18 protein-coding genes are annotated in these 23,849 nt (G+C 71.3%); 11 read left to right on the top strand and 7 right to left on the bottom strand.

Annotated features, from left to right (window positions below; translation table 11 throughout):
- Window positions 1-2: 2 nt before the first annotated feature.
- Together cobA and AC0Z9V_RS06325 are read left to right on the top strand one after the other, a co-directional pair.
- A complete protein-coding gene (gene cobA / locus AC0Z9V_RS06330) occupies window positions 3-1,037 on the top strand; it encodes a uroporphyrinogen-III C-methyltransferase (protein ID WP_133082437.1) in 1,035 nt (344 codons plus the stop codon).
- Entirely contained in the window at window positions 1,034-2,155 is a 1,122-nt protein-coding gene (locus tag AC0Z9V_RS06325) for a uroporphyrinogen-III synthase (protein ID WP_459267158.1), read from the top strand. The genes cobA and AC0Z9V_RS06325 overlap by 4 nt, the downstream gene beginning before the upstream one ends.
- 74 nt (window positions 2,156-2,229) lie before the next feature.
- Here AC0Z9V_RS06325 and AC0Z9V_RS06320 read toward each other — a convergent pair whose 3' ends face one another.
- The 5 genes from AC0Z9V_RS06320 to AC0Z9V_RS06300 form a co-directional block, all read right to left on the bottom strand.
- Entirely contained in the window at window positions 2,230-3,774 is a 1,545-nt protein-coding gene (locus AC0Z9V_RS06320) for an FAD-dependent oxidoreductase (protein ID WP_485141045.1), read from the bottom strand.
- Window positions 3,771-5,933 (bottom strand): molybdopterin oxidoreductase family protein, encoded by a 2,163-nt coding sequence (locus AC0Z9V_RS06315; protein WP_485141044.1) that lies wholly within the window; start codon window positions 5,931-5,933, stop codon window positions 3,771-3,773. The genes AC0Z9V_RS06320 and AC0Z9V_RS06315 overlap by 4 nt, the downstream gene beginning before the upstream one ends.
- A gap of 3 nt (window positions 5,934-5,936) precedes the next feature.
- Window positions 5,937-7,337, bottom strand: a complete 1,401-nt coding sequence (locus tag AC0Z9V_RS06310; protein WP_459288057.1) for an MFS transporter — start codon at window positions 7,335-7,337, stop codon at window positions 5,937-5,939.
- A 99-nt stretch (window positions 7,338-7,436) separates the two neighbouring features.
- Complete coding sequence (locus AC0Z9V_RS06305) at window positions 7,437-7,775, bottom strand: hypothetical protein (RefSeq protein WP_485141043.1); 339 nt, start codon at window positions 7,773-7,775, stop codon at window positions 7,437-7,439.
- A 30-nt stretch (window positions 7,776-7,805) separates the two neighbouring features.
- The gene (locus tag AC0Z9V_RS06300; protein ID WP_485141042.1) at window positions 7,806-8,066 is read right to left on the bottom strand and encodes a hypothetical protein; all 261 of its coding nucleotides are present in this window, start codon (window positions 8,064-8,066) and stop codon (window positions 7,806-7,808) included.
- Window positions 8,067-8,245: 179 nt separating this feature from the next.
- Here AC0Z9V_RS06300 and AC0Z9V_RS06295 point away from each other — a divergent pair, with 179 nt between their 5' ends.
- A complete protein-coding gene (locus AC0Z9V_RS06295; RefSeq protein WP_485141041.1) occupies window positions 8,246-8,977 on the top strand; it encodes an SDR family NAD(P)-dependent oxidoreductase in 732 nt (243 codons plus the stop codon).
- A gap of 31 nt (window positions 8,978-9,008) precedes the next feature.
- Here AC0Z9V_RS06295 and AC0Z9V_RS06290 read toward each other — a convergent pair whose 3' ends face one another.
- Both AC0Z9V_RS06290 and coaA read right to left on the bottom strand, forming a co-directional pair.
- Entirely contained in the window at window positions 9,009-9,851 is an 843-nt protein-coding gene (locus tag AC0Z9V_RS06290) for a M15 family metallopeptidase (RefSeq protein WP_485141040.1), read from the bottom strand.
- Window positions 9,852-9,853: 2 nt separating this feature from the next.
- Complete coding sequence (coaA, locus tag AC0Z9V_RS06285; RefSeq protein WP_485141282.1) at window positions 9,854-10,753, bottom strand: type I pantothenate kinase; 900 nt, start codon at window positions 10,751-10,753, stop codon at window positions 9,854-9,856.
- A 139-nt stretch (window positions 10,754-10,892) separates the two neighbouring features.
- On the opposite strand from coaA, the gene glmS reads away from it, so the two are divergent.
- The 8 genes from glmS to mgrA all read left to right on the top strand — a co-directional run bounded on the left by glmS (window position 10,893) and on the right by mgrA (window position 23,757).
- Window positions 10,893-12,833, top strand: a complete 1,941-nt coding sequence (gene glmS / locus AC0Z9V_RS06280; protein WP_485141039.1) for a glutamine--fructose-6-phosphate transaminase (isomerizing) — start codon at window positions 10,893-10,895, stop codon at window positions 12,831-12,833.
- A 54-nt stretch (window positions 12,834-12,887) separates the two neighbouring features.
- The gene (locus AC0Z9V_RS06275; RefSeq protein WP_133082447.1) at window positions 12,888-13,259 is read left to right on the top strand and encodes a holo-ACP synthase; all 372 of its coding nucleotides are present in this window, start codon (window positions 12,888-12,890) and stop codon (window positions 13,257-13,259) included.
- A 44-nt stretch (window positions 13,260-13,303) separates the two neighbouring features.
- On the top strand, window positions 13,304-14,857 hold the full coding sequence (locus AC0Z9V_RS06270; RefSeq protein ID WP_485141038.1) for a bifunctional ADP-dependent NAD(P)H-hydrate dehydratase/NAD(P)H-hydrate epimerase: 1,554 nt from the start codon (window positions 13,304-13,306) through the stop codon (window positions 14,855-14,857).
- 137 nt (window positions 14,858-14,994) lie between these two features.
- Entirely contained in the window at window positions 14,995-17,181 is a 2,187-nt protein-coding gene (gene glgX / locus AC0Z9V_RS06265) for a glycogen debranching protein GlgX (RefSeq protein WP_133082449.1), read from the top strand.
- A 46-nt stretch (window positions 17,182-17,227) separates the two neighbouring features.
- Complete coding sequence (gene treY / locus AC0Z9V_RS06260; RefSeq protein WP_208739002.1) at window positions 17,228-19,543, top strand: malto-oligosyltrehalose synthase; 2,316 nt, start codon at window positions 17,228-17,230, stop codon at window positions 19,541-19,543.
- Window positions 19,540-21,294 carry a malto-oligosyltrehalose trehalohydrolase gene (gene treZ, locus AC0Z9V_RS06255; protein ID WP_485141037.1) on the top strand — a complete coding sequence of 585 codons (1,755 nt, stop codon included), beginning with the start codon at window positions 19,540-19,542 and terminating at the stop codon, window positions 21,292-21,294. The genes treY and treZ overlap by 4 nt, the downstream gene beginning before the upstream one ends.
- 156 nt (window positions 21,295-21,450) lie before the next feature.
- Complete coding sequence (locus tag AC0Z9V_RS06250) at window positions 21,451-22,656, top strand: diguanylate cyclase (RefSeq protein ID WP_133082452.1); 1,206 nt, start codon at window positions 21,451-21,453, stop codon at window positions 22,654-22,656.
- Between the two features lie 54 nt (window positions 22,657-22,710).
- Entirely contained in the window at window positions 22,711-23,757 is a 1,047-nt protein-coding gene (gene mgrA / locus AC0Z9V_RS06245) for an L-glyceraldehyde 3-phosphate reductase (protein ID WP_133082453.1), read from the top strand.
- Window positions 23,758-23,849 lie beyond the last annotated feature (92 nt).

Genomic DNA, 23,849 nt, shown 5'->3' with positions numbered 1-23,849 from the left:
GCGTGCACCTGGACCTCGATCTGGCAGGCCGGCGCGTGGTGGTCGTCGGCGGCGAGCGGGCCGCCCGCAGGGCGGTGGCACGGTACCGGGCGGCAGGAGCCGACGTGGTCCCCTGCACCGGATCCGCGCCGGCCGGATTCGACGACGCCGTGCTGCACGGCACCGCGCTCGCTGTCGTCGTGGACGGGCTCCCCGAGCCCCTGGCCGACGCCGTCCGGGCCGCGTGCCGTCGCACGGGCACGCTCCTCGGCACCGAACCGGCGTCCGAGGACTCCGGATCGGTGACCCTGGTGGGCGGCGGTCCCGGCGCGCTGGGGCTCCTGACCCTCGACGCGGCCGCAGCACTCCGGGAGGCCGACGTGGTGCTCTACGACCGGCTCGCCCCGACGGACTCGCTCGCGGAGCTGGCCCCCGCAGCGGAGCTGGTGGACGTCGGCAAGCTCCCCGGCCACCACCGGGTCCCGCAGTCCGGCATCAACGAGCTCCTGGTGCGGCATGCGCTCGCCGGTCGTTCCGTGGTCCGGCTCAAGGGCGGCGATCCGTTCGTGTTCGGCCGCGGCAGCGAGGAACTCGCCGCGTGCCTCCAGGCGCGGGTACCGTGCCGCGTGATCCCCGGCGTCAGCTCGGCGATCTCCGTACCGGCTGCCGCCGGCATCCCCGTCACGCACCGCGGCGTCAGCCATCTGTTCACCGTCGTCTCCGGCCATGCACCGCTGACCGACGAGGAGCACCTGCACCTGGCAGGGCTCGGGGGGACCCTCGTGGTCCTGATGGGCGTCTCGACGCTGCCGCAGCTCGTCTCCGGTCTCGGCAGGGCAGGGATGCGGCCCGACATGCCGGTCGCCGTCGTCGAGCGCGGCTACAGCGCGTCCCAGCGGACGACGGCGGGAACCCTCTCGACGATCGTCACGGCGGCCGGCGCCGCACGGTGCCAGTCGCCTGCGGTGCTCGTGATCGGCGAGGTGGTGCGGGTGGGTCTGGACCTGCAGGGCGGCGCGGCACACCTCGCCCGGCTGACCGAATCGCTGGCATCATGACCGAGGCCATCCGGCTGGACGGCTCCGGCGGACAGCTCGCGGGCTTCCGGATCGGCGTGACCTCGGACCGCCGCTCCGGTGACTTGATCGACGCGCTCGAGCGGCGCGGCGCCTCGGTGTTCCACGCGCCGGCGCTGAAGATCGCGCCCATCGCCGAGGACGTGGAACTGCTCGCGGACACGGCGGCCATGGTGTCCGCACGCCCTGACCTGTTCCTCATCACCACCGCGTACGGGATGCGCCGGTGGTTCGAGGCCGCGGACGCCGCAGGGCTGGGCGACGACCTCCTCGAGGTGCTCGGGGCGGGCCGGATCTACGTCCGGGGCCCGAAGGCCAGGGGCGCTGTGCGGGCGGCGGGACTCGACGACGTCGGGATCAGTTCGGACGAGACCACGGCCACGCTCGTGGACGAGCTGCTGCAGCAGGACCTGTCAGGGCTGACCATCGGTGTCCAGCTGCACGCCTACGCCGACGCCCATCAGCTGGAACGGCTCCGGGCGTCCGGCGCGACGCTCCTCACCGTCACGCCCTACCGGTGGATCAAGCCGGAGGGGTCCGAGCGGCTGCCCCGGCTCATCGACGCCGTCTGCGCCGGGCAGCTGGACTGCGTCACCTTCACGAGTGCGCCCGCCGTTGACGCACTGTTCAGCACTGCCGCCGAGCAGGGCCTCGAGGAGGAACTGATCCAGCGGTTCCGACGCAGCGTCCTGGCCGCGGCCGTGGGACCGGTGACAGCGCAGCCCCTGATCGACGCCGGCATCGAGCCGATCGTGCCCGAGCGTTTCCGGATGGGCGCGCTGATCCGGCTGGTCTGCGACCATCTCGCCGAACACCACGTGGAGCAGCTCAGGACGCGGTCCGGCTACGTCGAGGTGCGGGGCCGGTCGGTCCGGGTGGACGAGGTCCAGGTGGATCTAGCACCCGCTCAGCTCGTGCTGTTCAAGGCGCTGCTGTCCGCTCGCGGTGCCGTCCTCAGCCGTGACGCACTGACCGGGCTGCTGGCCCATACCGGCGCCGGCCATGCGCTCGACATGAACGTGAACAGGCTGCGCAAGTCCCTGCCCGACCCGGGCCTGGTGGAGACCGTGGTGAAGCGGGGGTACCGCCTGCACGTGTAGGACCCTTCCGGACCCGGACCCGGACCCGGATCCGGATCCGGACCCGGGCGGGGTCCGCGCCCTCCCGCCGCGGTTCAGGACGCCAGCACGACGGCGAAGTGGTGCTCGATCACGGCGCGGATGTCGTCGTGGCAGCCGCCGCAGCCCGTCCCGGCCCGCGTGCCCGCGGACACCTCCGGGACGGAGGAGCAGCCGCCGGCGACGGACCCCTGCACGGTGCCGCGGGTGACGCCCGCGCACCGGCAGAGAGTCGCGTCCGGTCCGGGAGGCAGTGCCGCGAGCACCCCTTCGGCACTGTCCAGGCTGAGCAGGCTCGACCGGTCGGCGGGCAGTTCGCTCCGGCGCTCGAAGAGCAGGACCAGTTCGGCGCCGGTCCGCGGCATGCCCACGCAGACGAGGCCCGTCAGGACGCCGTCGCGCGTGACCATCTTCGCGTAGCGGCCGTGCCCGGGGTCCGCCCAGACCGCGACGGCGAGACCGGGCGCGACGGTCCACGGATCGGCATCGGTCTCCCCGGCGGTGACGGCGTCCACGCCGCGTGCCTTGAGGACCAGCACGGCGTCGCGCCGCTCGGGAGGTCCGGCGGCGGCGACGGGAAGGCCCGCGAGCTCCGCTGCGAAAGCGAGCCCGAGCTGGTCCGCCTGCTGCCAGCCGGGACCGATGAGGCCCGGGGGAGTGGTGGTCCCGGTGCAGGCCGCGCAGGTGCTGACCCCGCAGCAGACCTCGGCGCAGTCGCCGATCGCCCAGACGCCGCCGGTGCCGAGGGCCCGCAGGTCGTGGTCCACGAGGATGCCGTCCGCGGTCGCCAGGTCGCACCCGTCGGCGAGCTCGGTGCGCGGCCGCACTCCGCAGGCGAGCACGAGGGCACCTCCCTCCACCCGTGCCCCGCCCTCGAGGGCGAGCGCGGAGAAGCGACCGTCGGTGAGGCGGATGCCTGTCGACGTCCCGGCGACCACGGTGATGCCCGCCCTGGTCAGTGCCGCCGCCAGGACCCGGGCGCCCTTCCCGAGGAGCCGTTCCATGGGGGAGCGTCCGGAGTGCACGAGCGTGACCCGGCCGCCCTCCTCCGCCGCGGCGAGGGCCGCCTCGATGCCGAGGATGCCGCCGCCGAGCACCACGATGCGCTGCTGGGCGGCCAGGGCGGCGGTGACCGCGCGGGCGTCGTCGAGGTCGCGGAGGAAGCCGACGCCCGGCGGGAGCCTATCGGCGTCGTCGAGGCCGTCGAGCCGCGGGAGGACGGGGCGGGAGCCGGTGGCGAGCACGAGGCGGTCGTACCCGAGGGCCTGTCCGTCGGCGAGCAGGACCCGCCGGTAGGGCCTGTCCACCCGGACCACGCGCGTTCCGAGCCGTACGTCGACGCCTCCGGCCGACAGCTTCTCCGCGTCGGCGAGCCGGATCGCGGCTTCCCGGACGCGGCCGACGCCCACGTCCGCGACGAGCACCCGGTTGTAGGCGGCGTCGTCCTCCTGCCCGACGACGGTCAGGGCCACGCGGCCGGCGGCGACGAGTGGTTCGAGGTGCTCGACGAGACGAGCCGCAACGGGCCCGAAACCCACCACGACGATCCGCTCCGGTGTGCTCGCGTCCGTGGTCGCGTCCGTGCTCGCGTCGGTGCTCATGCGATGGCCTCCAGCCGGTCGGTGCCTGCGGGACGGAAGGACGGGGACAGGGGCGAGACCCGCACGGGCGTCGTCTTGAACTCGGGCATCCCCGAGACCGGATCTGTGGTGCTGCCCGTGAGCAGGTTCGCGCTGCCCGCCTCCGCGTAGTGGAAGGCGAGGAAGACGGTGTCCTGGCGGATGTCCGGTGTGAGGTCCGCCAGCGCACGGGCCTCGCCGGAGGCGCTCGTGACGACGACGGGGTCGCCCTGGGCGACGCCGAGGTCCCTCGCCGTGGCGGGGTGGAGCTGGAGGCGCGCCGCCGGCTGCGCCGCGAGGAGTTCGGCGACGCGCCGGGTCTGTGTTCCCGACTGGTAGTGCTCGAGGAGGCGGCCCGTGGCCAGGAGCAAGGGGGCCGGAGCGCGCGCACCGGCCGTATCGGGGCGTGGCGCGACGGGGACCAGCAGGGCGCGTCCGGCCGGGTGGGCGAAGGCGTCGAGGAACAGGCGGGGGGTCCCGGTGCTGCCGGCGGGGTAGGGCCAGTAGGCCGGCTCCTCGCCGTCGAGCACGGTGTAGTCGAGGCCGGAGTAGTCCGCGATCCCGCCGGCGCTCGCGCGGGCGAGCTCGTCGAACATGGTCTCCGGGTCCTCGCTGAACAGGGACGGAGCCGCCAGCAGCCGGGCGAGCTCCTGCAGGATCCACAGTTCGCTCCGGGCCCCGGGGGGCGGCGGGACGGCGGCGCGCCGGCGCAGCACCCGGCCCTCCAGGTTGGTGACGGTGCCCTCCTCCTCGGCCCACTGCAGCACCGGCAGCACGATGTCGGCCATGGCCGCGGTCTCCGACAGGAAGAAGTCCGAGACGACCAGGAGGTCGAGCGAGCGGAGCCCGGCGATCACCGTCGACGCGTCCGGGGCCGATACCGCGATGTTGGCACCATGGACGAACAGGCACCGGGTACCGCCCGGGGCACCGAGGGAGGCGAGGAGTTCGACGGCGGGGAGCCCGGGGCCGGGGATCGCCGCCTCGGGCACCCCCCACACGGCGGCGACGTGTGCGCGCGCCACGGGATCGGTGATCTTCCGGTAGCCGGGCAGCTGGTCCGCCTTCTGCCCGTGCTCCCGCCCGCCCTGCCCGTTGCCCTGGCCGGTGAGCGTCCCGTACCCGCTGTGCGCGGTCCCGGGCAGGCCGAGGAGGAGGGCGAGGTTGATGGCGGCGGTGGTGGTGTCGGTGCCGTCCGCGTGCTGCTCGATGCCGCGCCCGGTGAGGATGTAGGCGCCGGGGCCCCCGGTCGCTCCGCTGCGGGCTCCCTGCGCCAGGAGTCTCGCCGTCGCCCGGATGGCGGCCGCGGGGACTCCCGTGATGCCCGAGACGCGCTCCGGCCACCAGCGTGCGAGGCCGCGTGCGACGTCGTCGTGCCCGCTCGTGCGGGCCGCGAGGTAGCGGACGTCCTCGAGGCCCTCCGCGACCACGACATGCGCGAGACCGAGCAGGAGCACGAGGTCAGTGCCCGGTGTGGGCTGCAGATGGATGCCCCTGCCCTGGTCCGTGAGCCGCGCCGTCGCCGAACGGCGGGGGTCGACGACGACCAGCCCGCCCGCGGACTGCGCGCCCCGCAGGTGCTGGACGAACGGGGGCATGGTGTCGGCCGCGTTTGAGCCGAGGAGCAGGACCACGGAGGCGTCGTCGAGGTCCGCGAGCGGGAAGGGCAGGCCGCGGTCGACGCCGAAGGCCCGGTTCCCGGCCGCTGCCGCAGAGGACATGCAGAAGCGGCCGTTGTAGTCGATGCGGGAGGTGCGCAGCGCGAGCCGTGCGAACTTGCCGAGCGTGTAGGCCTTCTCGTTGGTGAGCCCGCCGCCCCCGAACACCGCCACGGCGTCCCGGCCGTGCTGCGCCTGGATGCGGCGGACCCGGTCGCTGATCAGCTGCAGGACGTCGTCCCACGCCGCTTCCTGCAGGTCGCCGTCCCCGTTCCGGACCAGGGGCGCGGTGAGGCGGTCCGGGTGCCGGAGCAGTTCGGCGGCGGACCAGCCCTTCCGGCACAGGCCGCCGCGGTTGGTGGGGAAAGCGCGCCCGGTGACCGTCACGCCGTCGTCCCCGGCTGCCGGCGTCACGGTCATGGCGCACTGGAGGGCGCAGTAGGGGCAGTGCGTGGCGTGCCCGGCGCCGGCCTGCTGCAGCATCGGTCAGACCGTGCCGAGCGGCGAGGAGCGGCGGAGGTAGCAGAACCAGGTGACCGCGAGCATCAGGACGTACCCCCCGACGAAACCGTAGAACGCGCCGTCATAGCTGCCGGAGGCGCCCTTCGAGGCGTTGAGCACCTGGGGGATGAGGAAACCGCCGTAGGCGCCGACGGCCGAGATGAGTCCGAGCGCCGCTGCCGACTTGCGGGCCGTGCTGACCGATTCCCGCAACTCCCCCGATCCGGCTGCGGCTCCCCGCCGGGCGAAGATCACGGGGATCATGCGGTAGGTGGCGCCGTTCCCGGCCCCGGCAGCGGCGAACAGGACGAGGAACAGTCCGAGGAAGAGCCAGAAGTTGGCCAGGGGCAGGGTCCAGACGACGGTCAGGGCGATCGTGGCCAGGACGGCGAAGGCGCACACCGTGATGAGGGCCCCGCCGAACCGGTCGGCCAGGCGTCCGCCGAAGGGCCGGGCGAGGGAGCCGACCAGGGGGCCGAGGAAGGCCAGGCCCAGCGTGACCGGGCCCATGGAGATCTGCGAGAAGGCGGGGAAGGTATCGGCGATCAGCTTCGGGAAGACACCGGCGAAGCCGATGAAGGAGCCGAAGGTGCCGATGTACAGCAGGGCCATGATCCACAGGTGCGGTTCGCGGACCGCTGCCAGGGACCCCGCGAAGTCGCTCTTGGCGCTCGACAGGTTGTCCATGTACTTCCAGGCGCCGAAGGCGGCGACCAGGATCAGTGGCACCCAGATCCAACCCGCGAGCGGCAGGTTCAGGGTCGCGGCGGCACCGAGCACGACGGCGATGGGCACCACGAGCTGCGCGACGGCGGCACCGAGGTTGCCGCCCGCGGCATTCAGGCCGAGCGCCCAGCCCTTCTCGCGCGCCGGATAGAAGAAGGTGATGTTCGCCATCGAGCTGGCGAAGTTGCCACCGCCGAAGCCGGCGAGCGCCGCGACGGCGAGCATCACCCCGAACGGGGTCTCCGGGTTCGAGACGCAGAGTGCCAGTCCGATGCTCGGGATCAGCAGGAGGAGGGCCGAGATGATCGTCCAGTTCCTCCCACCGAACCTCGGCACCATGAAGGTGTAGGGGATGCGGAGCGTCGCACCGACGAGGGACGGCATGGAGATCAGCCAGAAGATCTGCGACGTCGTGAACGTGAAGCCCGCGGCGGGGAGATAGACGACGACGATGGACCACAGCTGCCAGACCACGAAGCCGAGGAACTCGCAGGCGATGGACCACTGCAGGTTGCGCCGGGCGATGGACTTGCCGACACCGTTCCACTGGGCCGTGTCCTCGGCGTCCCAGTTGTCGATCCAGCGGCCGGGGCGGTGGTGCAGCTGCGCCGCGCTCGCGGGGAGGGCTGCGGTCAGGGTGGGCGTTGGTGCGTCGTCGATGCTCACGGGGTCCTCCAGGGGCTGGTGTTCCTGCTTTCCCCTGACGCTAGTGAGCGCGCGTTTCCGGTCCTGGCGTGCCGCGTAAACGCCCCGTGACGTTCACCTATCCACGCCCCGGCGGGGATGTGAGACCGTGCCCCGGCGGGATCCCTCGTCGACGGCGACGGCCGGCACCTCACCCGCCGCGCCGGTGAGTGCCGTGATGAGCCTCTCCACGCGGACGAGGCCCGTGAAGCAGCCCGCGTAGTCCGGCACCCGCCGGGCGAGTCGGTGGGCGATCCCCGGATCGAGCTCGACCCAGGGCCGGCCCGGCCGGCCCAGGAGGTAGCCCTGGACGAGGGGGACCCCGAGCGCGGCGGGGACGTCGAGTTCCTCGATCCGCTCGACCCCCTCGGTGATGATCCATGCGTCGGGCCTCCCCGCGAAGGCGCCCTGCATTGTCGCCCAGCGCGCGCTACACGCGGACGGTCAGCGGAGGTCGGCGGCGAAGGGCGCGCGCGGCGACCGGCAGACGTCGTCGTACAGCTCGTTGACGGACTGGGCGATCATGTCCCGGTCGAGGTCGTCGAGCTGCATCAGACCGTGGAGATAGGCGGTGACCTCGTACTCGTCCACCCAGCCACCCATGCTCAGGTAGTGGACCCAGACCTCGCCGATCGACAGGCCCGCCCTCCGGATGGCATCGAGGGCGAGCGCGGGCTGGTCCTCCTCGGGAGTCCTGTCCGTCAATGTGCCTCCTCCGGCGGTTCCCGCGGCGCTTCCTCCCAGCCTAGGAAACCGGCCGGAGGATGTCAGCCGGCACTTCCGCCTTGCACGACCCGAGGCGCCGTGCGCGGGCATTGCGGGATCCACCGGAACGCGGGAGTCTGGGTCGGTGGGGTCGTCGCGGTTCCCGGAAAGGCAATGGCATGAGGATCCTCGTCACCGGTTCCACGGACGGGCTCGGCCTCGCCGCCGCGGAGGCACTGCTGGCGGACGGGCACGACGTCGTCGCCCACGCCCGCACCCCCGAACGCGCGGCCGGCCTCGTGCCGGGCGATCGCGGGGCGCAGGTCGTCGTCGGGGACCTCGAGGACCGCGACGCCGTGGTGCGCATCGCCGACGAACTACGGTCGGCGGTGCCGCTGGACGCCGTGATCCACAATGCGGGTGTCTGGAGCGGGCACGCCGTGATGCCCGTCAACGTGATCGCCCCGTACCTCCTCACCGCACTGCTCGAGGGTCCGCAGCGCCACGTCTACCTCAGCAGCGGCTCGCACTACAGTGGTCGTGCCTCCCTCGCCGGGGTGGACTGGCGGGGACACACGCCGGGCTCGTACGGGGACAGCAAGCTCTTCCTCACGACGTTCGTCGCCGCGCTGGCCCGGCTGCGGCCCGACCTGGTCGCCCACGCGGTCGACCCGGGATGGGTCCCCACCCGCATGGGCGGCCCCGATGCGCCGGACGATCTCGAGCTCGGCCACCGGACGCAGGTGTGGCTCGCGACGAGCGACCACACCGACGCACTCACGAGCGGCGGCTACTGGTTCCACCGGCAGCAGCGGCGGCCGCACGAGGCTGTCCACGACACGGCCTTCCAGGACCGTCTGATGGCGGCGCTGGCAGCGGAGACCGGCGTGCGGCTACCGGCCATGCCCTGAGCGGGATGCCGTCCTGCCGACCGGATGGACGTCAGTAGGACGGCGCCGCCGGCAGCCCGTAGTGCTCCTCGAGGGTCTGCGTCCCGGCGGCCTTCATCGCCAGGGCCACGTCCCTGCCGACGTAGCGGAAGTGCCAGGACTCCGCCGAGAAGCCGGTGATCTCGTGGAACCCCAGCGGATAGCGGAGGATCAGCCCGAAGTCCGCGGCATGCTCCGCAGCCCACTGCGCGGCCGGCGTGTCGCGGAAGCACAGCACGAGCGTGCACGCCCCGTCCGCCTGGCCGATGTCGAACGCGAGACCCGTCTGGTGCTCCGAATAACCGGGGCGGGCCGACACCGTGTCCGCCGCTGCAGGATCACCGTACTCACCCACCCAGTACGTGTACGTCGAGTCCTGGTCGGCGAACGAGCGGTAGCCGCTGACCAGGACCAGCCCGACGCCCTCGGCCGCGGCTGCCGCGAACATCCCCTCCACCGCCGTGGCCGTGTCGGGACGCAGGAGCGCCCTGTCGGTGGCGGTCGCCACCTCGGGCAGGCGCAGGTCGGCGGGGACGTAGTCCAGCGGCACCAGGGGACGCCGCTTGTTCACCACCAGGTCGACGGCGCCGGGATCGGCGTGCTGGGCAGCAGCCGCCGGGGTCGGGCCCGGCGCCGCATCCGATGCAGCGGGTGCTGGCTCACGCTGGGCCGGGGCCGGTAGGTCGCCGGGGGAGGGGATCTCGGCGGCAGCGTCCGGTGGCGGCGCCGCCGTGATCGGCGTGGGGATCGGCGTGGCGATCGACGTGGGGATCGCCGCCGCCGGCTCCGGAGCGGGGGCCGAGCATGCGGAGAGTGCCAGCAGGAGCACCATCGCCGCGCCCGGCACGAGGCGCACGGTCAGGTCTTCCGCAGGAGCATGCGGCGGATCGAGTGGTCGGCGTCCTTCGTGAGGACGAGTTGCGCCCGTCCGCGTGTCGGCAGCACGTTGGCCAGCAGGTTGGGCTCGTTGATCCGCTCCCAGATGCCCTTGGCGGTCTGCCGTGCCTCCTCGTCCGTCAGGTTCGCGTACCGGTGGAAGTAGGACTCGGGGTCGGCGAACGCCCCGGACCGCAGCGACTGGAAGCGGTCGATGTACCACTGCTCGATATGGGCGGTCTTCGCATCCACGTAGATCGAGAAGTCGAAGAAGTCGCTGAGCGCCAGGCCCGTGATGCCGTCGGGTCGCGGCCGTGCCGGGGCGAGGACGTTGAGTCCCTCCACGATCAGGACGTCCGGCCGCCGCACCACCACTTCCCGGCCCGGGACGATGTCGTAGGTGAGGTGGGAGTACCAGGGTGCGGTCACCTCGGCCGCGCCGCTCTTGACCTCGCTGACGAAGCGGAGCAGCCGGCGGCGGTCGTAGGACTCGGGGAAGCCCTTGCGCTGCATCAGGCCGCGCCGTTCGAGTTCGGCGTTGGGGTAGAGGAAACCGTCCGTGGTGATGAGCTCCACATCGGGGGTGTCCGGCCAGCGCCGCAGGAGCTCGCGGAGCACCCTCGCCGTCGTCGACTTGCCCACCGCCACGGAACCGGCGACGCCGATCACGAACGGGGTCCTGGTGGTCGTCTCGCCGAGGAACGTGTTCGTGGCCGCGTGCAGTTGACCCGCCGCGGCGATGTAGAGGTTGAGGAGGCGGGAGAGCGGGACGTAGACCTCGCGCACCTCGTCGAGGTTCAGTGCGTCCCCGAGTCCGCGCAGGCGCTGCACGTCCTCCATGTTGAGCGGACTCTCGATCTCATGGGACAGACGTGACCACATGGGCCGGTCCAGCTCGACGAACGGTGTGAAGGATTCGGCACTGGTGGCCTGCTGCGTACCCGTGCTTCTGTCACTCACCCGACGATTCTGCCCGGTGGCCTGCGCATTAACCAATCCTGCCACCGGTACGATTGGAGGCATGTGTGGAATTGTGGGGTATGTAGGCCGGGACCACGGCCAGGGATCGTCGGCGCTTGACTCAGTCGCCCCGGCGTTCGGGCAGGAATCAACCGAAGCGCAGCACGGCGCGCTCGACGTCGTCATGGAGGGACTCCGGCGGCTCGAGTACCGCGGGTACGACTCCGCGGGCGTCGCCGTGATCACCCCGGCCGGCATCGAGTCGCGCAAGAAGGCCGGCAAGCTCACCAACCTCATCGACGAACTGGCCGCCGACCCGCTGCCGCGCTCGCTGACCGGCATCGGCCACACGCGGTGGGCGACCCACGGCGGACCCACCGACCAGAACGCGCACCCGCACCTGGCCGACGGCGGCCGGCTGGCCCTGATCCACAACGGCATCATCGAGAACTACGCCGAGCTGAAGGCGGAACTGACCGGTGAGGGCCTAACCTTCCTCTCCGACACGGACACCGAGGTCGCGGCAGGGCTCGTGGGCCTCCTGTACCGCAGGCTCGTCGACAGCGGTGCCCAGGGCGACCTCCTCACCCTGGCCCTGCAGCAGGCCTGCCAGCGCCTCGAGGGTGCCTTCACCCTGCTCGCCATTCACCAGGACCAGCCCGGCACCGTCGTCGCCGGCCGCCGCAACTCCCCGCTCGTCGTCGGACTGGGCGACGGCGAGAACTTCCTCGGCTCCGACGTCTCGGGCTTCATCGACTTCACCCGCCGCGCCGTCGAGCTCGGCCAGGACCAGATCGTCACCATCACGCCCGACGACGTCGCGATCACCGACTTCTTCGGCGCGCCCGCCGAGGGCACCGAGTTCCACGTCAGCTGGGACGCCGCGGCGGCGGAGAAGGGCGGCTTCGAGTCCTTCATGGAGAAGGAGATCCACGATCAGCCCGACGCCGTCGGACAGACGCTCCTCGGCCGGTCGGACGTCTCCGGCAACCTCGTGCTCGACGAGCTGCGCATCGACGAGTCCATCCTGCGCTCCGTCGACAAGATCGTGGTGCTGGCGTGCGGTACCTCGGCCTACGCCGGTCAGGTCGCCAAGTACGCGATCGAGCACTGGTGCCGGATCCCGACCGAGGTCGAGCTCTCCCACGAATTCCGCTACCGCGACCCGATCGTGAACGAGAAGACCCTCGTGGTCGCCATCTCGCAGTCCGGCGAGACCATGGACACCCTCATGGCCGTGCGCTACGCCCGGGAGCAGGGCGCCAAGGTCGTGGCGATCTGCAACACCAACGGCTCCACGATCCCGCGCGAATCGGACGCCGTGCTGTACACGCACGCCGGCCCGGAGATCGCCGTCGCCTCCACCAAGGCGTTCCTCGCCCAGATCACCGCGGCGTACCTGCTCGGCCTCTACCTCGCACAGCTGCGCGGCAACAAGTACCGCGACGAGATCGCCGACGTCCTCGCGGACCTCTCGACCATCCCCGCCAAGATCCAGTCCATCCTCGACGATGCCGACAAGATCAAGCAGCTCGGCGCGGACATGTCCAACGCGAAGTCCGTGCTGTTCCTGGGCCGCCACGTGGGCTTCCCCGTGGCCATGGAGGGCGCGCTCAAGCTCAAGGAGCTCGCGTACATCCACGCCGAGGGGTTCGCCGCCGGCGAGCTCAAGCACGGACCGATCGCGCTGATCGAGGAGGGCCAGCCCGTCGTCGTGGTCATGCCGTCGTCGACCGCCCGCGACTCGCTGCATGCCAAGGTGGTCTCCAACGTCCAGGAGATCCGAGCGCGCGGTGCCGTGACGATCGTCATCGCGGAGGAGGGCGACACCTCCGTGGAGGCCTACTCGGAGCACGTCTTCTACGTGCCCGCGTCGCCGACGCTCCTCGCACCGCTGCTCACCACGGTCCCGCTGCAGATCTTCGCGCTCGCCCTCGCCAGCGCAAAGGGCTACGACGTCGACCAGCCGCGCAACCTGGCGAAGTCGGTCACGGTTGAGTAGTACCGTCCCGGTGCCGCCGCGGAATCCCGTGGCGGCACCCGTCGGGCGTGCGGCGTGATCGTCGGCATCGGGGTCGACGTCGTCGACATCGAACGCTTCCGTCAGCAGCTCGAGCGGACCCCCGCCCTGGTGGAGCGGCTCTTCGTCCCGGCCGAGCGCGGGCTCAACACCCGTTCGCTCGCTGCGCGCTTCGCCGCCAAGGAGGCCATCGCCAAGGCCCTCGGTGCACCCGTGGGCATGAACTGGCAGCACTGCACCATCGCGGTCGATGACGCCGGTGCCCCCTCCGTCGTCGTCGAGGCGACGGTCGCGGCCGCGGCACGTGCCCGGGGCGTCGAGACATGGCACCTGTCGATCAGCCACGACGGCGGCCTCGCGACGGCCATGGTGGTGGCGGAGGGCCGCGCCACCTCGGCCGGCGAATAGTAACCGTACTGATTATCTGTCGGCTTACCGCTAAGCTCGATCATATGCTCAACGCCTTTTCCGGGGGTGACGTCCGCGCTGCGGAGGCACCCCTCATCGACGCCGGCCAGGGGGACACCCTCATGCAGCGGGCTGCCCACGGCCTGTTCGGCGTGGTGCTGGGGCTGCTGCGCGACGCCGGCCGCGGCACCTACGGAGCCACCGCCGTCGTGCTCGCCGGCAGCGGCAACAACGGAGCGGACGCCCTGTACGCGGGGGAGCGGCTCCTGCGCCGGGGGGTCGGCGCGACGGCGGTCCTCACCTCCGAGCGCGTGCACGCCGACGCCCTCGACGCCTTCGTCCGGGCCGGCGGTACCACTGTCCGCCTCGACGGCGCCGACGTCTCCGACCTCGCAGCGCACGCCGCAGCGGCCGACGTCGTCATCGACGGCATCCTCGGCACCGGTGCGAGCGGAGGGCTCCGGGGCACGGCCGCGGACCTCGTCCGGGCGATCGACGCGGCGGCCGGGCCCCGCGCGGCCCGCTCCGCGCTCGTCGTCGCCTGCGACCTGCCCAGCGGGATCGGGGTCGACACGGGACTCGTCCAGGGTCCGGTCCTCGCCGCCGACGCGACCGTCACCTTCGGGGCCGCGAAGCCCGGGCTCCTCATCGGCGACGGTGCCGTGGCGGCCGGTCAACTGCACGTCGTCGACATCGGCCTCGACCTCGCCCCGTTCCCGCCTGCGGCACGCACCCTGCTCGACGCAGACGCCGCCGCGCTGCTCCGCGTCCCGGGTGCCCGGGACCACAAGTACTCGCGCGGCGTCCTCGGCGTCGCCGCCGGGTCCATCCGCTACCCGGGGGCAGCAGCACTCGCGGTCGGCGCGGCCCTCGCCACCGGCGTCGGCATGGTGCGCTACCTCGGACCGCCCGCCGTCGCGACGCTGATCCACCAGCGGAACCCCGAGGCGGTGGCCTCCACCGGCTCCGTCGCGGAGGCCCGCTCCCAGGCCTGGCTGGTGGGTCCCGGAGCCGTCGACGACGACGACCAGCGCACACGCGCCCGCGACGCGATCACCTCGGGACTGCCGGTCGTCGTCGACGCCGGTGCGCTCACCGAGGTACCGGAGCGCGTGGGACCCCAGGTCATCCTGACGCCCCACGCGGGAGAGCTGCGCGAGGTGCTCGCCGCGCGCGGCGTCGAGGCGGAACGATCCGCGATCGAGGCCGAACCCGCACACTTCGCGCTGAGGGCCGCCGAGGCCACGGGCGCCACCGTCCTGCTCAAGGGGTTCACGACGATCGTTGCGGCCCCCTCCGGCGCGCTGTTCGTGCAGGCGGACGCCACCCCCTGGCTCGCCACGGCGGGCTCCGGGGACACGCTCTCCGGGATCGTCGGGGCACTCGCCGCGACGCTCGCGGAGGACGACGGCGCGGCGGGACGCATCGGCGTGGACCCGGTGGACCTGTGGGCCGCCGTCGCCGCAGCCGGCGCGCTGATCCACGGCCGCGCCGGCCGTCGGGCGGCACGCCGTGGGCCGGTGGTGGTCTCGGATCTTCCCGGCGACATCGGAGCGGTCGTCGCGGACCTCCTCGAGGAGCGTCGCCTAGCGATGTGAGCGACACGGTTAACCAGTACGACAGACGAATGCGCTATGCATGAAGCAGGAGATCGGGGTCCGAGGACCCCGACGACCGCGAGTATCGCCGTGGCCGCCCCCGAGGCGCCCACGGCAGAAGACATCAAGGAGAACTCATGGAACTATGGCCCGGCGACGCGTATCCCCTCGGCGCGACCTATGACGGCACGGGAACGAACTTCGCGCTGTACAGCGAGGTGGCGGACCTGGTGGTCCTCTGTCTCTTCGACGACGACGGCACGGAAACCCGCATCGAGCTCAAGGAGGTGGACGGCTACGTCTGGCACGGCTACCTCCCCCAGGTGACTCCCGGACAGAAGTACGGCTACCGGGTCCACGGCCCCAACAACCCGGCCGAGGGTCACCGCTGCAACCCGAACAAACTCCTCCTGGACCCCTACGCCAAGGCGATCGCCGGCGACCTCGACTGGGACCAGGCCCTGTTCGGCTACAACTTCGGTGACGAGCACTCCGTCAACGACGAGGACTCCGCGGCGCACATGATGCTCGGCGTCGTCGTGAACCCGTTCTTCAACTGGGACGGCGACCGCATGCCGCGCACGCCGTACCACCAGTCCGTCATCTACGAGGCCCACGTCAAGGGACTCACGCAGCTGCACCCGGATGTCCCGGAGGAGCAGCGCGGCACCTACGCGGGCATCGCGCACCCCTCCGTGATCGCACACCTGCAGAAGCTCGGGGTCACGGCGATCGAGCTGATGCCCGTGCACCAGTTCGTCAACGACAGCACGCTGCAGGAGAAGGGCCTGTCGAACTACTGGGGCTACAACACCATCGGCTTCTTCGCCCCGCACAACAAGTACACCTCCACCGGTGACCAGGGCGAGCAGGTCCAGGAGTTCAAGGCCATGGTGCGCGAACTCCACCTCGCCGGTATCGAGGTCATCCTCGACGTGGTCTACAACCACACGGCCGAGGGCAACCATATGGGTCCCACGATCTCGATGCGCGGCATCGACAACGCGTCCTACTACCGCCTGGTCGAGGACGACAAGCAGTACTACATGGACACCACCGGCACGGGCAACTCGCTCAACGTCGGCAACCCGCACTCCCTGCAGCTGCTCATGGACTCGCTGCGCTACTGGGTCACGGAGATGCACGTCGACGGCTTCCGCTTCGACCTCGCCTCGGCCCTCGCCCGCGAGTTCTACGAGGTGGACCGCCTCTCGGCCTTCTTCGAACTCGTGCAGCAGGATCCGATCGTCTCGCAGGTCAAGCTCATCGCCGAGCCCTGGGACGTCGGTCCCGGCGGCTACCAGGTGGGCAACTTCCCGCCGCAGTGGACGGAGTGGAACGGCAAGTACCGCGACACGGTCCGCGACTTCTGGCGCGGAGAGCCCTCGAGCATCGGCGAGTTCGCCTCGCGCCTCACCGGTTCGGCGGATCTCTACGAGCACTCGATGCGCCGCCCCGTCGCGTCCATCAACTTCGTCACGGCCCATGACGGCTTCACGCTGCGCGACCTCGTGTCCTACAACGAGAAGCACAACGAGGCCAACGGCGAGGACAACAACGACGGCGAGTCGCACAACCGTTCCTGGAACGGCGGCGTCGAGGGACCGACGGACGATCCCGAGGTGCTCGCCATCCGCGTGCGGCAGCAGCGCAACTTCATCGCGACCCTCCTGCTCTCGCAGGGCGTCCCGATGCTGCTCCACGGCGACGAACTGGGCCGGACGCAGGAGGGCAACAACAACACCTACTGCCAGGACTCCGAACTGAGCTGGGTGCACTGGGACAAGATGGACCAGCCGTTGCTCGAATTCACCGCGGCCGTCAACCGCCTGCGGTCCGAGCACCCGACGTTCCGCCGTCGCCGGTTCTTCGACGGGCGCCCCGTGCGCCGCGGCGAGGGCGAGGCGCTGCCGGACATCGTGTGGCTCGACACGTCCGGCGAGCTGATGGCGCCCGAGGACTGGAACAGCGGCTTCGGCCGCTCGATCGGGGTCTTCCTCAACGGCCAGGGCATCCAGGGCCGTGACGCGCGCGGACAGCGGATCGTCGACGCCAACTTCCTGCTGTACTTCAACGCCCATGACGAGGCCGTGGACTTCACGATCCCCTCCGACGAGTACGGGACCTCCTGGGACGAAGTGATCGACACCGCCGGCAAGTACGCGGACAGCGAGGCCATCCCGGCCGGCGCCACGATCTCGATCGAGGCGAAGTCCATGGTGGTCCTGCGGGCGCACACGGAGGTCGAGGACGCTGACCATTCCGTCGCGGCGTCCCTGGCGATCCTCGCCAACGAGGTCACCGCCAAGACCGGCACCCCCTAGCACCACCCGACAGGTACACCCACCCCCGTCCCAGGAGGACTTCCACGTGTTGACACCGAAATCGACCTACCGGCTGCAGATCCGGAGCGGGTTCGACCTGCATCGGGCCGCGGCCCTGGTGCCGTACCTGCACGACCTCGGGGTGGACTGGGTGTACCTGTCGCCGATCCTCACGGCGGAGAAGGGATCGGGCCACGGCTACGACGTGACCGATCCCACCGCCGTCGACCCCGACCGGGGCGGTCCCGGCGGCCTCGCGGCACTCAGCGAGGCCGCCCGGGCCGCGGGGATGGGCGTGCTCGTCGACATCGTCCCCAACCACATGGGCATCGAGACGCCCGCCGACAACGCCTGGTGGTGGCAGCTGCTGAAGGAGGGACCCTCCTCCCGCATGGCGGAGGCGTTCGACGTCGACTGGGACGCCAACCACGGACGGATCCGGGTACCGGTGCTCGGCGACGGCGACGGCGAGCTGGACCAGCTCACCGTCGTCGACGGCGAACTGCACTACTACGACAACCGGTACCCGATCGCCGAAGGGACAGCGCATCCGGGTGACACCGGAGCCGAGGTCCACGAGCGCCAGCACTACGAGCTCGTGAACTGGCGCCGCGCCGACAGCGAGCTGAACTACCGGCGCTTCTTCGGCGTGAACACGCTCGCGGGCCTGCGCGTCGAGGTGCCGTGGGTGTTCGAGGAGAGCCACAGCGAGGTGAAGCGGTGGTTCGACGAGGGCCTCGTGGACGGCCTGCGCATCGACCACCCGGACGGACTCGCGGATCCCAAGGGCTACCTGGACGATCTCCGTACCCTGACCGGCGGCGCGTACGTGCTCGTGGAGAAGATCCTCGAGCCCGGGGAGAAGATGCCGGAGGACTGGGCCACGGAGGGAACCACCGGCTACGACGCCCTCGCCGACATCGACCGGCTCTTCACGGACCCGGCGGGCGAGCACGCCCTCACGGCGTCCGTGCCCGTGGATCCGTTCCACGAGATGATCCACGGCACGAAGCGCGGCATCGCCGACGGCATCCTCCGCTCCGAGGTGCTGCGGCTCACGCGGCTCGTCCCGGCGGACGCGGGCCTCGACCCGGAGGCCGCGGCGGACGCGATCGCCGAACTGCTGACCTGCTTCCCGGTCTACCGCAGCTACCTCCCGGGTGGCTCGGAGTACCTCGCCGAGGCGGTGCGGGACGCGCAGGTGCGCCGGCCGGACCTCGCGGACACCATCACCGCGCTCCACCCGCTGCTCGATCCGTTCCTCGACGGCGGTCCAGGGAAGCTGACGGAACTGGCCCGCCGCTTCCAGCAGACCTCCGGCATGGTCATGGCGAAGGGCGTCGAGGACACCGCGTTCTACCGGTACTCGCGGCTCGTCTCCCTCAACGAGGTCGGCGCGGATCCGGCCATCTTCTCGCTCGACCCGCTGGAACTCCACCGACGGCTGCTCGAACGGGAGACGGACAGCCCGCTGGCCATGACCACCCTCAGCACGCACGACACCAAGCGCAGCGAGGACACCCGCTCCCGGATCTCCGTCCTGTCCGAGCTGCCCGAGGTCTGGACCGACGTGCTGTCGGGGCTCGAGGACCTCGCGCCCATCGGCGACCCGACGTTCGCGCCGCTGCTCTGGCAGTCCCTGATCGGGGCATGGCCGCTGAGCCGCGAGCGCGCCCACGCCTACGCCGAGAAGGCCTCGCGCGAGGCCGACCTGAGTACGCACTGGACGGCGCCGAACGAGGAGTTCGAGCGCGGCATGCATGCCGCCGTCGACGCGGCGTTCGACGACGCCTCGGTCAACGCCGTCATCGAGGGCCTCGTCGCGCGGATCCAGCAGGCGGGCTGGTCGAACTCGATCGGCCTGAAGCTGCTCCAACTGACCATGCCGGGGGTGCCCGACGTCTACCAGGGCACGGAGTTCTGGGACACCTCGCTCGTGGATCCCGACAACCGCCGGGAGGTGGACTACGACGCGCGCCGTCAGGTGCTCACCGACCTCGCCTTCGGCGCCCTGCCCCAGGTCGGTGCCGACGCCGCAGCGAAGCTGCTCGTGGTGACCCGCGCCCTGAAGCTCCGCCGGGACCGTTCCGAGCTGTTCACCGGCTACACCGCCATCCCGTCCTCCGGTGAGGCCGCGGACCACGTCTTCGGCTTCGACCGCGGGGGTGCCGTCACCCTGATCACGCGACTGCCCTACGGACTCGAGCAGCGCGGCGGGTGGGGGGACACCACGCTGGACCTCCCGTCCGGCACCTACACGTGCGCGCTCACCGGCGCCACCGTTGCGGGCGGCACCGTCCGCGCGGCCGATCTCTTCACCACCTTCCCCGCAGCGCTACTGGTCCAGGAGGACGCATCATGAGATCACCGTTCGACGTCTGGGCGCCCCGCGCCGAGTCCCTCACGCTCGTGGCCGACGGCACCGAGTACCCAATGACCCGTGGCGAGGGCGACTGGTGGCATCCGTCGGACGCCCCGCCGTCGTCGTCCGACGTCTCCTACGGGTACCTCGTCGACGGCTCCGACACCCCCGTCCCCGACCCGCGCTCGCGCCGCCAGCCCGAGGGCGTCCACCAGCTCTCCCGCACCTTCGACCCGGGCGCCCACGACTGGCAGGACGAGTCGTGGCAGTCGCCGGGCCTCAACGGCGGCGTCATCTACGAGATGCACCTCGGCACCTTCACCCCCGAAGGGACGCTCGACGCGGCGATCGGCAAGCTGGACCACCTCGTGGACCTCGGCGTGCAGTACGTGGAGCTCCTGCCCGTCAACGCCTTCAACGGGACCCACAACTGGGGCTACGACGGGGTCCTCTGGTACGCGGTCCAGGAGACCTACGGCGGTCCGGCCGCCTACCAGCGCTTCGTGGACGCCGCGCACCAGAAGGGCCTCGGCATCATCCAGGACGTCGTCCACAACCACCTCGGCCCGAGCGGGAACTACCTCGGGCTCTTCGGCCCCTACCTCACGGAGGGCCTCTCCAACACGTGGGGCGACGCACTGAACCTCGACGGACCGCAGTCGGACGAGGTCCGCGAGTACGTGGTCGAGAACCTGCTCATGTGGTTCCGGGACTACCATGTGGACGGCCTCCGCCTCGACGCCGTGCACGCCCTGCACGACGAGCGCGCCGTGCACATCCTCGAGGAGTTCAGCACGCGCACCGACGAGTGCGCGGCGGAACTCGGCAAGCCGCTGTTCCTCATCGCGGAATCGGACCTCAACAACCCGCGCCTCATCCAGGGCCGCGACGTCGGCGGGTACGGACTGGCCGGCCAGTGGAGCGACGACTTCCACCACGCGGTGCACGTCAACCTCACGGGGGAGACCGAGGGGTACTACCTCGACTTCGACTCGGTCGGGGCACTCGCGAAGGTCCTCGAGAAGGGGTTCTTCCACAACGGGACCTACTCGTCGTTCCGCGAACGCCACCACGGCCGGGAGATCGATCCGTCCCGTGTCTCGCCGCTCCAGCTGGTCGTCGCGACCCAGAACCACGACCAGATCGGCAACAGGGCGGCCGGAGACCGCATCAGCGCCTCCCTGAACCCGGCACAGCTCGCGCAGGCCGCCGTGCTCAACATCCTCGGTCCGTTCACCCCGATGCTCTTCATGGGCGAGGAGTACGGGGCGTCCACGCCCTGGCCCTTCTTCACCTCCCACCCGGAACCGGAACTCGGCAGGGCCACGGCCGAGGGGCGGCTCAAGGAGTTCGAGCGCATGGGCTGGCGCCCTGAGGACGTGCCCAACCCGCAGGACCCCGCGACGTTCGCCTCCGCGAAGCTTCAGTGGGCCGAGGCGGAGCAGGGTCACCACGCCGAACTGCTCGCCACCTATCGTGAGCTCATCCGCCTGCGCCGTTCGCGCCCCGAACTGCGCGATCCCGACTTCGGCAGCATCTCGGTGGAGTTCGACGAGGACAGCCGCTGGATCGTCCTGCACCGCGGCAGCACCGCCGTCGTGCTGAACCTGGCCGACACGATGGCGACCGTCCCGGTGCGCGGGGCCGACGCCGAGGTCCTGCTGTCCACGGTCGACGGGGTCGGGCTGCTGGCCGACACCGTGCAGCTGCCGCCCCATGCAGCGCTCGTCCTCAGCCTCGCCGCAGCGTAGCCCGCGGACTCTGCAAGGGTTACGACAGGAGCGGCGCCCGGCGGGACGAACGGTCGGTGGACTCCGGCATACTGGGCGGGAGATCTTCCCCGAGGGGAGGCGGATCCCGCCCACGTTGGCGCGGGGATCCGGAAGGCACGAGGCGGCAGGAACACCATGACCCTGGACATCACGACACTGCGGGTGGCTTTCGGGGCCATCGCCATCACCCTTTTCGTGCTGTTCTACACCGTCGCCTTCCGCCAGACCCGGTCCGCCTACAGCGCATGGTGGTGCGCCGCCATCGCCTTCTTCTTCATCGGATCCTCCGGCTACCTGCTCGACGGTACCGGGCACCAGGTGTGGGCCAACCCGCTGTCCAACACGCTGCTGGTCCTGGGGACGGTCAGTGTATGGGCGGGCGCCCGGACCCTGCGGACCAGCAAACCGGCCTGGCTCCAGCTGTCGGCGGCACCGCTCCTGACGCTGCTCGCCTCGGCGGTCGACAACCCCGCCACCAATACGTGGTCCGGTGGTCCGGTGTTCCTCGGCATGATGTCGCTGACCATCGGACTCGCCTCGTGGGAGCTGTGGCGGCTGCCCAGCAGCTACAGCAGGGTGCAGGCTCCGCTGGCGGTCGCCTCCGGCTTCCTGGCGCTCCTCTACCTGGGCCGGTGCATCGCCTTCGTGGCCGGTGGCCAGGACGGGTACGCCTTCACCACCTACTTCGGCTCGGGCATCACCACCCTGATCACCATGCTGCTGCTCGTCGTCGTGTCCTTCAGCGCAGCGGCGCTGAGTGCCGAGCAGATCGCCACGGACCTACGCACGCGTGCCGACCGGGACGCGCTGACGGGGCTGCTCAACCGCTCGGGGTTCCTCGACCTCGCGTCCGTGCAGACGGATCGGCTCGCCCGGACGGACCGGCCCGGGACGCTGATCCTCGCCGACCTCGACTTCTTCAAGAGCGTCAACGACACCCACGGCCATGCCGCGGGGGACACCGTCCTCAGGGCCTTCGCCGCGGCCTGCGCCGAGACGGTCCGCTCCACCGATCTCGTGGGCCGGTACGGGGGCGAGGAGTTCATCTTCCTGCTGCCCGGAGCCTCGGTGTCCAGGAGCGAGGACATCACCCGGGACGTGAGCATGGCCCTGCGGGGACACTCGACGCCGGGCGGGTTCGAGATGCCGACCGTGAGCTACGGCGTCGCCGCCGTCGAAGCGGCGGACTACGATCTCGACGCGGCGATCGCCGCGGCCGACCAGGCGCTCTACGCCGCAAAGGCCAGCGGGCGGAACAAATCGGTGCGCGCCATCCGCCCGGCGGGGAAGGGGCCGGGCTCATCGGCCGAGCCGCCTCCGGGTCCGCTCCGGGTCCCGTAGGCCCCCACCGTGCCTCCCCGGGGGAAGCAGCGTCCGCTCGCCTAGGATGAGGGGATGACCTACCACCCCGCTGATGACCGTTATGAGAAGATGCCGTACCGCCGAGTGGGACGGAGCGGACTGCAGCTTCCCGCCGTCTCCCTGGGCCTGTGGCACAACTTCGGTGATGACAAGCCCTTCGACACGCAGCGGGCCATCCTCCGCCGGGCGTTCGACCTCGGCGTGACCCACTTCGACCTCGCCAACAACTACGGCCCGCCCTACGGCAGCGCGGAGACGAACTTCGGCCGCCACCTGAAGGACGACTTCCGCCCGTTCCGCGACGAACTCGTGATCTCCAGCAAGGCCGGGTACGACATGTGGCCGGGCCCGTATGGCAACTTCGGCTCCCGGAAGTACCTGCTGGCGAGCCTCGACCAGTCCCTCGAGCGCATGGGGCTTGACTACGTGGACATCTTCTACAGCCACCGCCCTGACCCCGAGACGCCGCTCGAGGAGACGATGGGCGCGCTGGACACCGCGGTGCGCTCCGGACGGGCGCTCTACGCCGGGATCTCGTCCTACTCGCCCGAGCGGACGCTGCAGGCCGCCGCGATCCTGGCGGATCTCGGCACGCCGCTGCTGATCCACCAGCCCTCGTACTCGATGCTGAACCGGTGGGTGGAGAACGGGGAACCGAACCTGCCGGAGGCACTCGAGGCCACGGGCGCCGGATCGATCGCTTTCTCGCCGCTGGCGCAGGGCCTGCTGACGAGCCGCTACCTCGACGGGGTGCCCGCCGACTCGCGCGCCGCCGCCCAGAAGTCGCTCTCCGAGGACCACCTGTCGGAGGACAACCTCCGCCGGGTGCGGGGGCTGAACGCGATCGCCGAGGGCCGCGGCCAGAGCCTCGCCCAGATGGCCATCGCCTGGATCCTGCGTCCGCAGGTCAAGGGTTCACCCATCACGTCGGCGCTCATCGGCGCCTCCAGTGTCCGCCAGCTGGAGGACAGCCTGGCAGCCGTGCAGAACCTCGACTTCACCTCGGAGGAGCTGCACGCCATCGACGAGTTCGCCGTCGATTCGGACATCAACCTCTGGGCACGGGCACTGGACGCCTGATCCGGTCATCGGGCCGGCGGGCGGAAGCGGGGCGCCGGCCGGCCGGGGACGCGCGGGTCCGCGTGCCACCCCGGCGCGTCCCCGAAGCGCGG

The sequence above is a fragment of the Arthrobacter sp. UYP4 genome (assembly GCF_057291175.1).
This window is presented reverse-complemented; position numbering and strand designations above follow the sequence as displayed.

What these genes read in the sequence shown, in the direction of transcription:
- AC0Z9V_RS06325 (WP_459267158.1), top strand. Translation starts at nt 1,034, where the DNA reads ATGACCGAGGCCATCCGGCTGGACGGCTCCGGCGGACAGCTCGCGGGC.
- AC0Z9V_RS06320 (WP_485141045.1), bottom strand. Translation starts at nt 3,774, where the DNA reads ATGAGCACCGACGCGAGCACGGACGCGACCACGGACGCGAGCACACCG.
- AC0Z9V_RS06315 (WP_485141044.1), bottom strand. Translation starts at nt 5,933, where the DNA reads ATGCTGCAGCAGGCCGGCGCCGGGCACGCCACGCACTGCCCCTACTGC.
- AC0Z9V_RS06305 (WP_485141043.1), bottom strand. Translation starts at nt 7,775, where the DNA reads ATGCAGGGCGCCTTCGCGGGGAGGCCCGACGCATGGATCATCACCGAG.
- AC0Z9V_RS06295 (WP_485141041.1), top strand. Translation starts at nt 8,246, where the DNA reads ATGAGGATCCTCGTCACCGGTTCCACGGACGGGCTCGGCCTCGCCGCC.
- coaA (WP_485141282.1), bottom strand. Translation starts at nt 10,753, where the DNA reads ATGTGGTCACGTCTGTCCCATGAGATCGAGAGTCCGCTCAACATGGAG.
- glmS (WP_485141039.1), top strand. Translation starts at nt 10,893, where the DNA reads ATGTGTGGAATTGTGGGGTATGTAGGCCGGGACCACGGCCAGGGATCG.
- AC0Z9V_RS06270 (WP_485141038.1), top strand. Translation starts at nt 13,304, where the DNA reads ATGCTCAACGCCTTTTCCGGGGGTGACGTCCGCGCTGCGGAGGCACCC.
- glgX (WP_133082449.1), top strand. Translation starts at nt 14,995, where the DNA reads ATGGAACTATGGCCCGGCGACGCGTATCCCCTCGGCGCGACCTATGAC.
- treZ (WP_485141037.1), top strand. Translation starts at nt 19,540, where the DNA reads ATGAGATCACCGTTCGACGTCTGGGCGCCCCGCGCCGAGTCCCTCACG.
- AC0Z9V_RS06250 (WP_133082452.1), top strand. Translation starts at nt 21,451, where the DNA reads ATGACCCTGGACATCACGACACTGCGGGTGGCTTTCGGGGCCATCGCC.
- mgrA (WP_133082453.1), top strand. Translation starts at nt 22,711, where the DNA reads ATGACCTACCACCCCGCTGATGACCGTTATGAGAAGATGCCGTACCGC.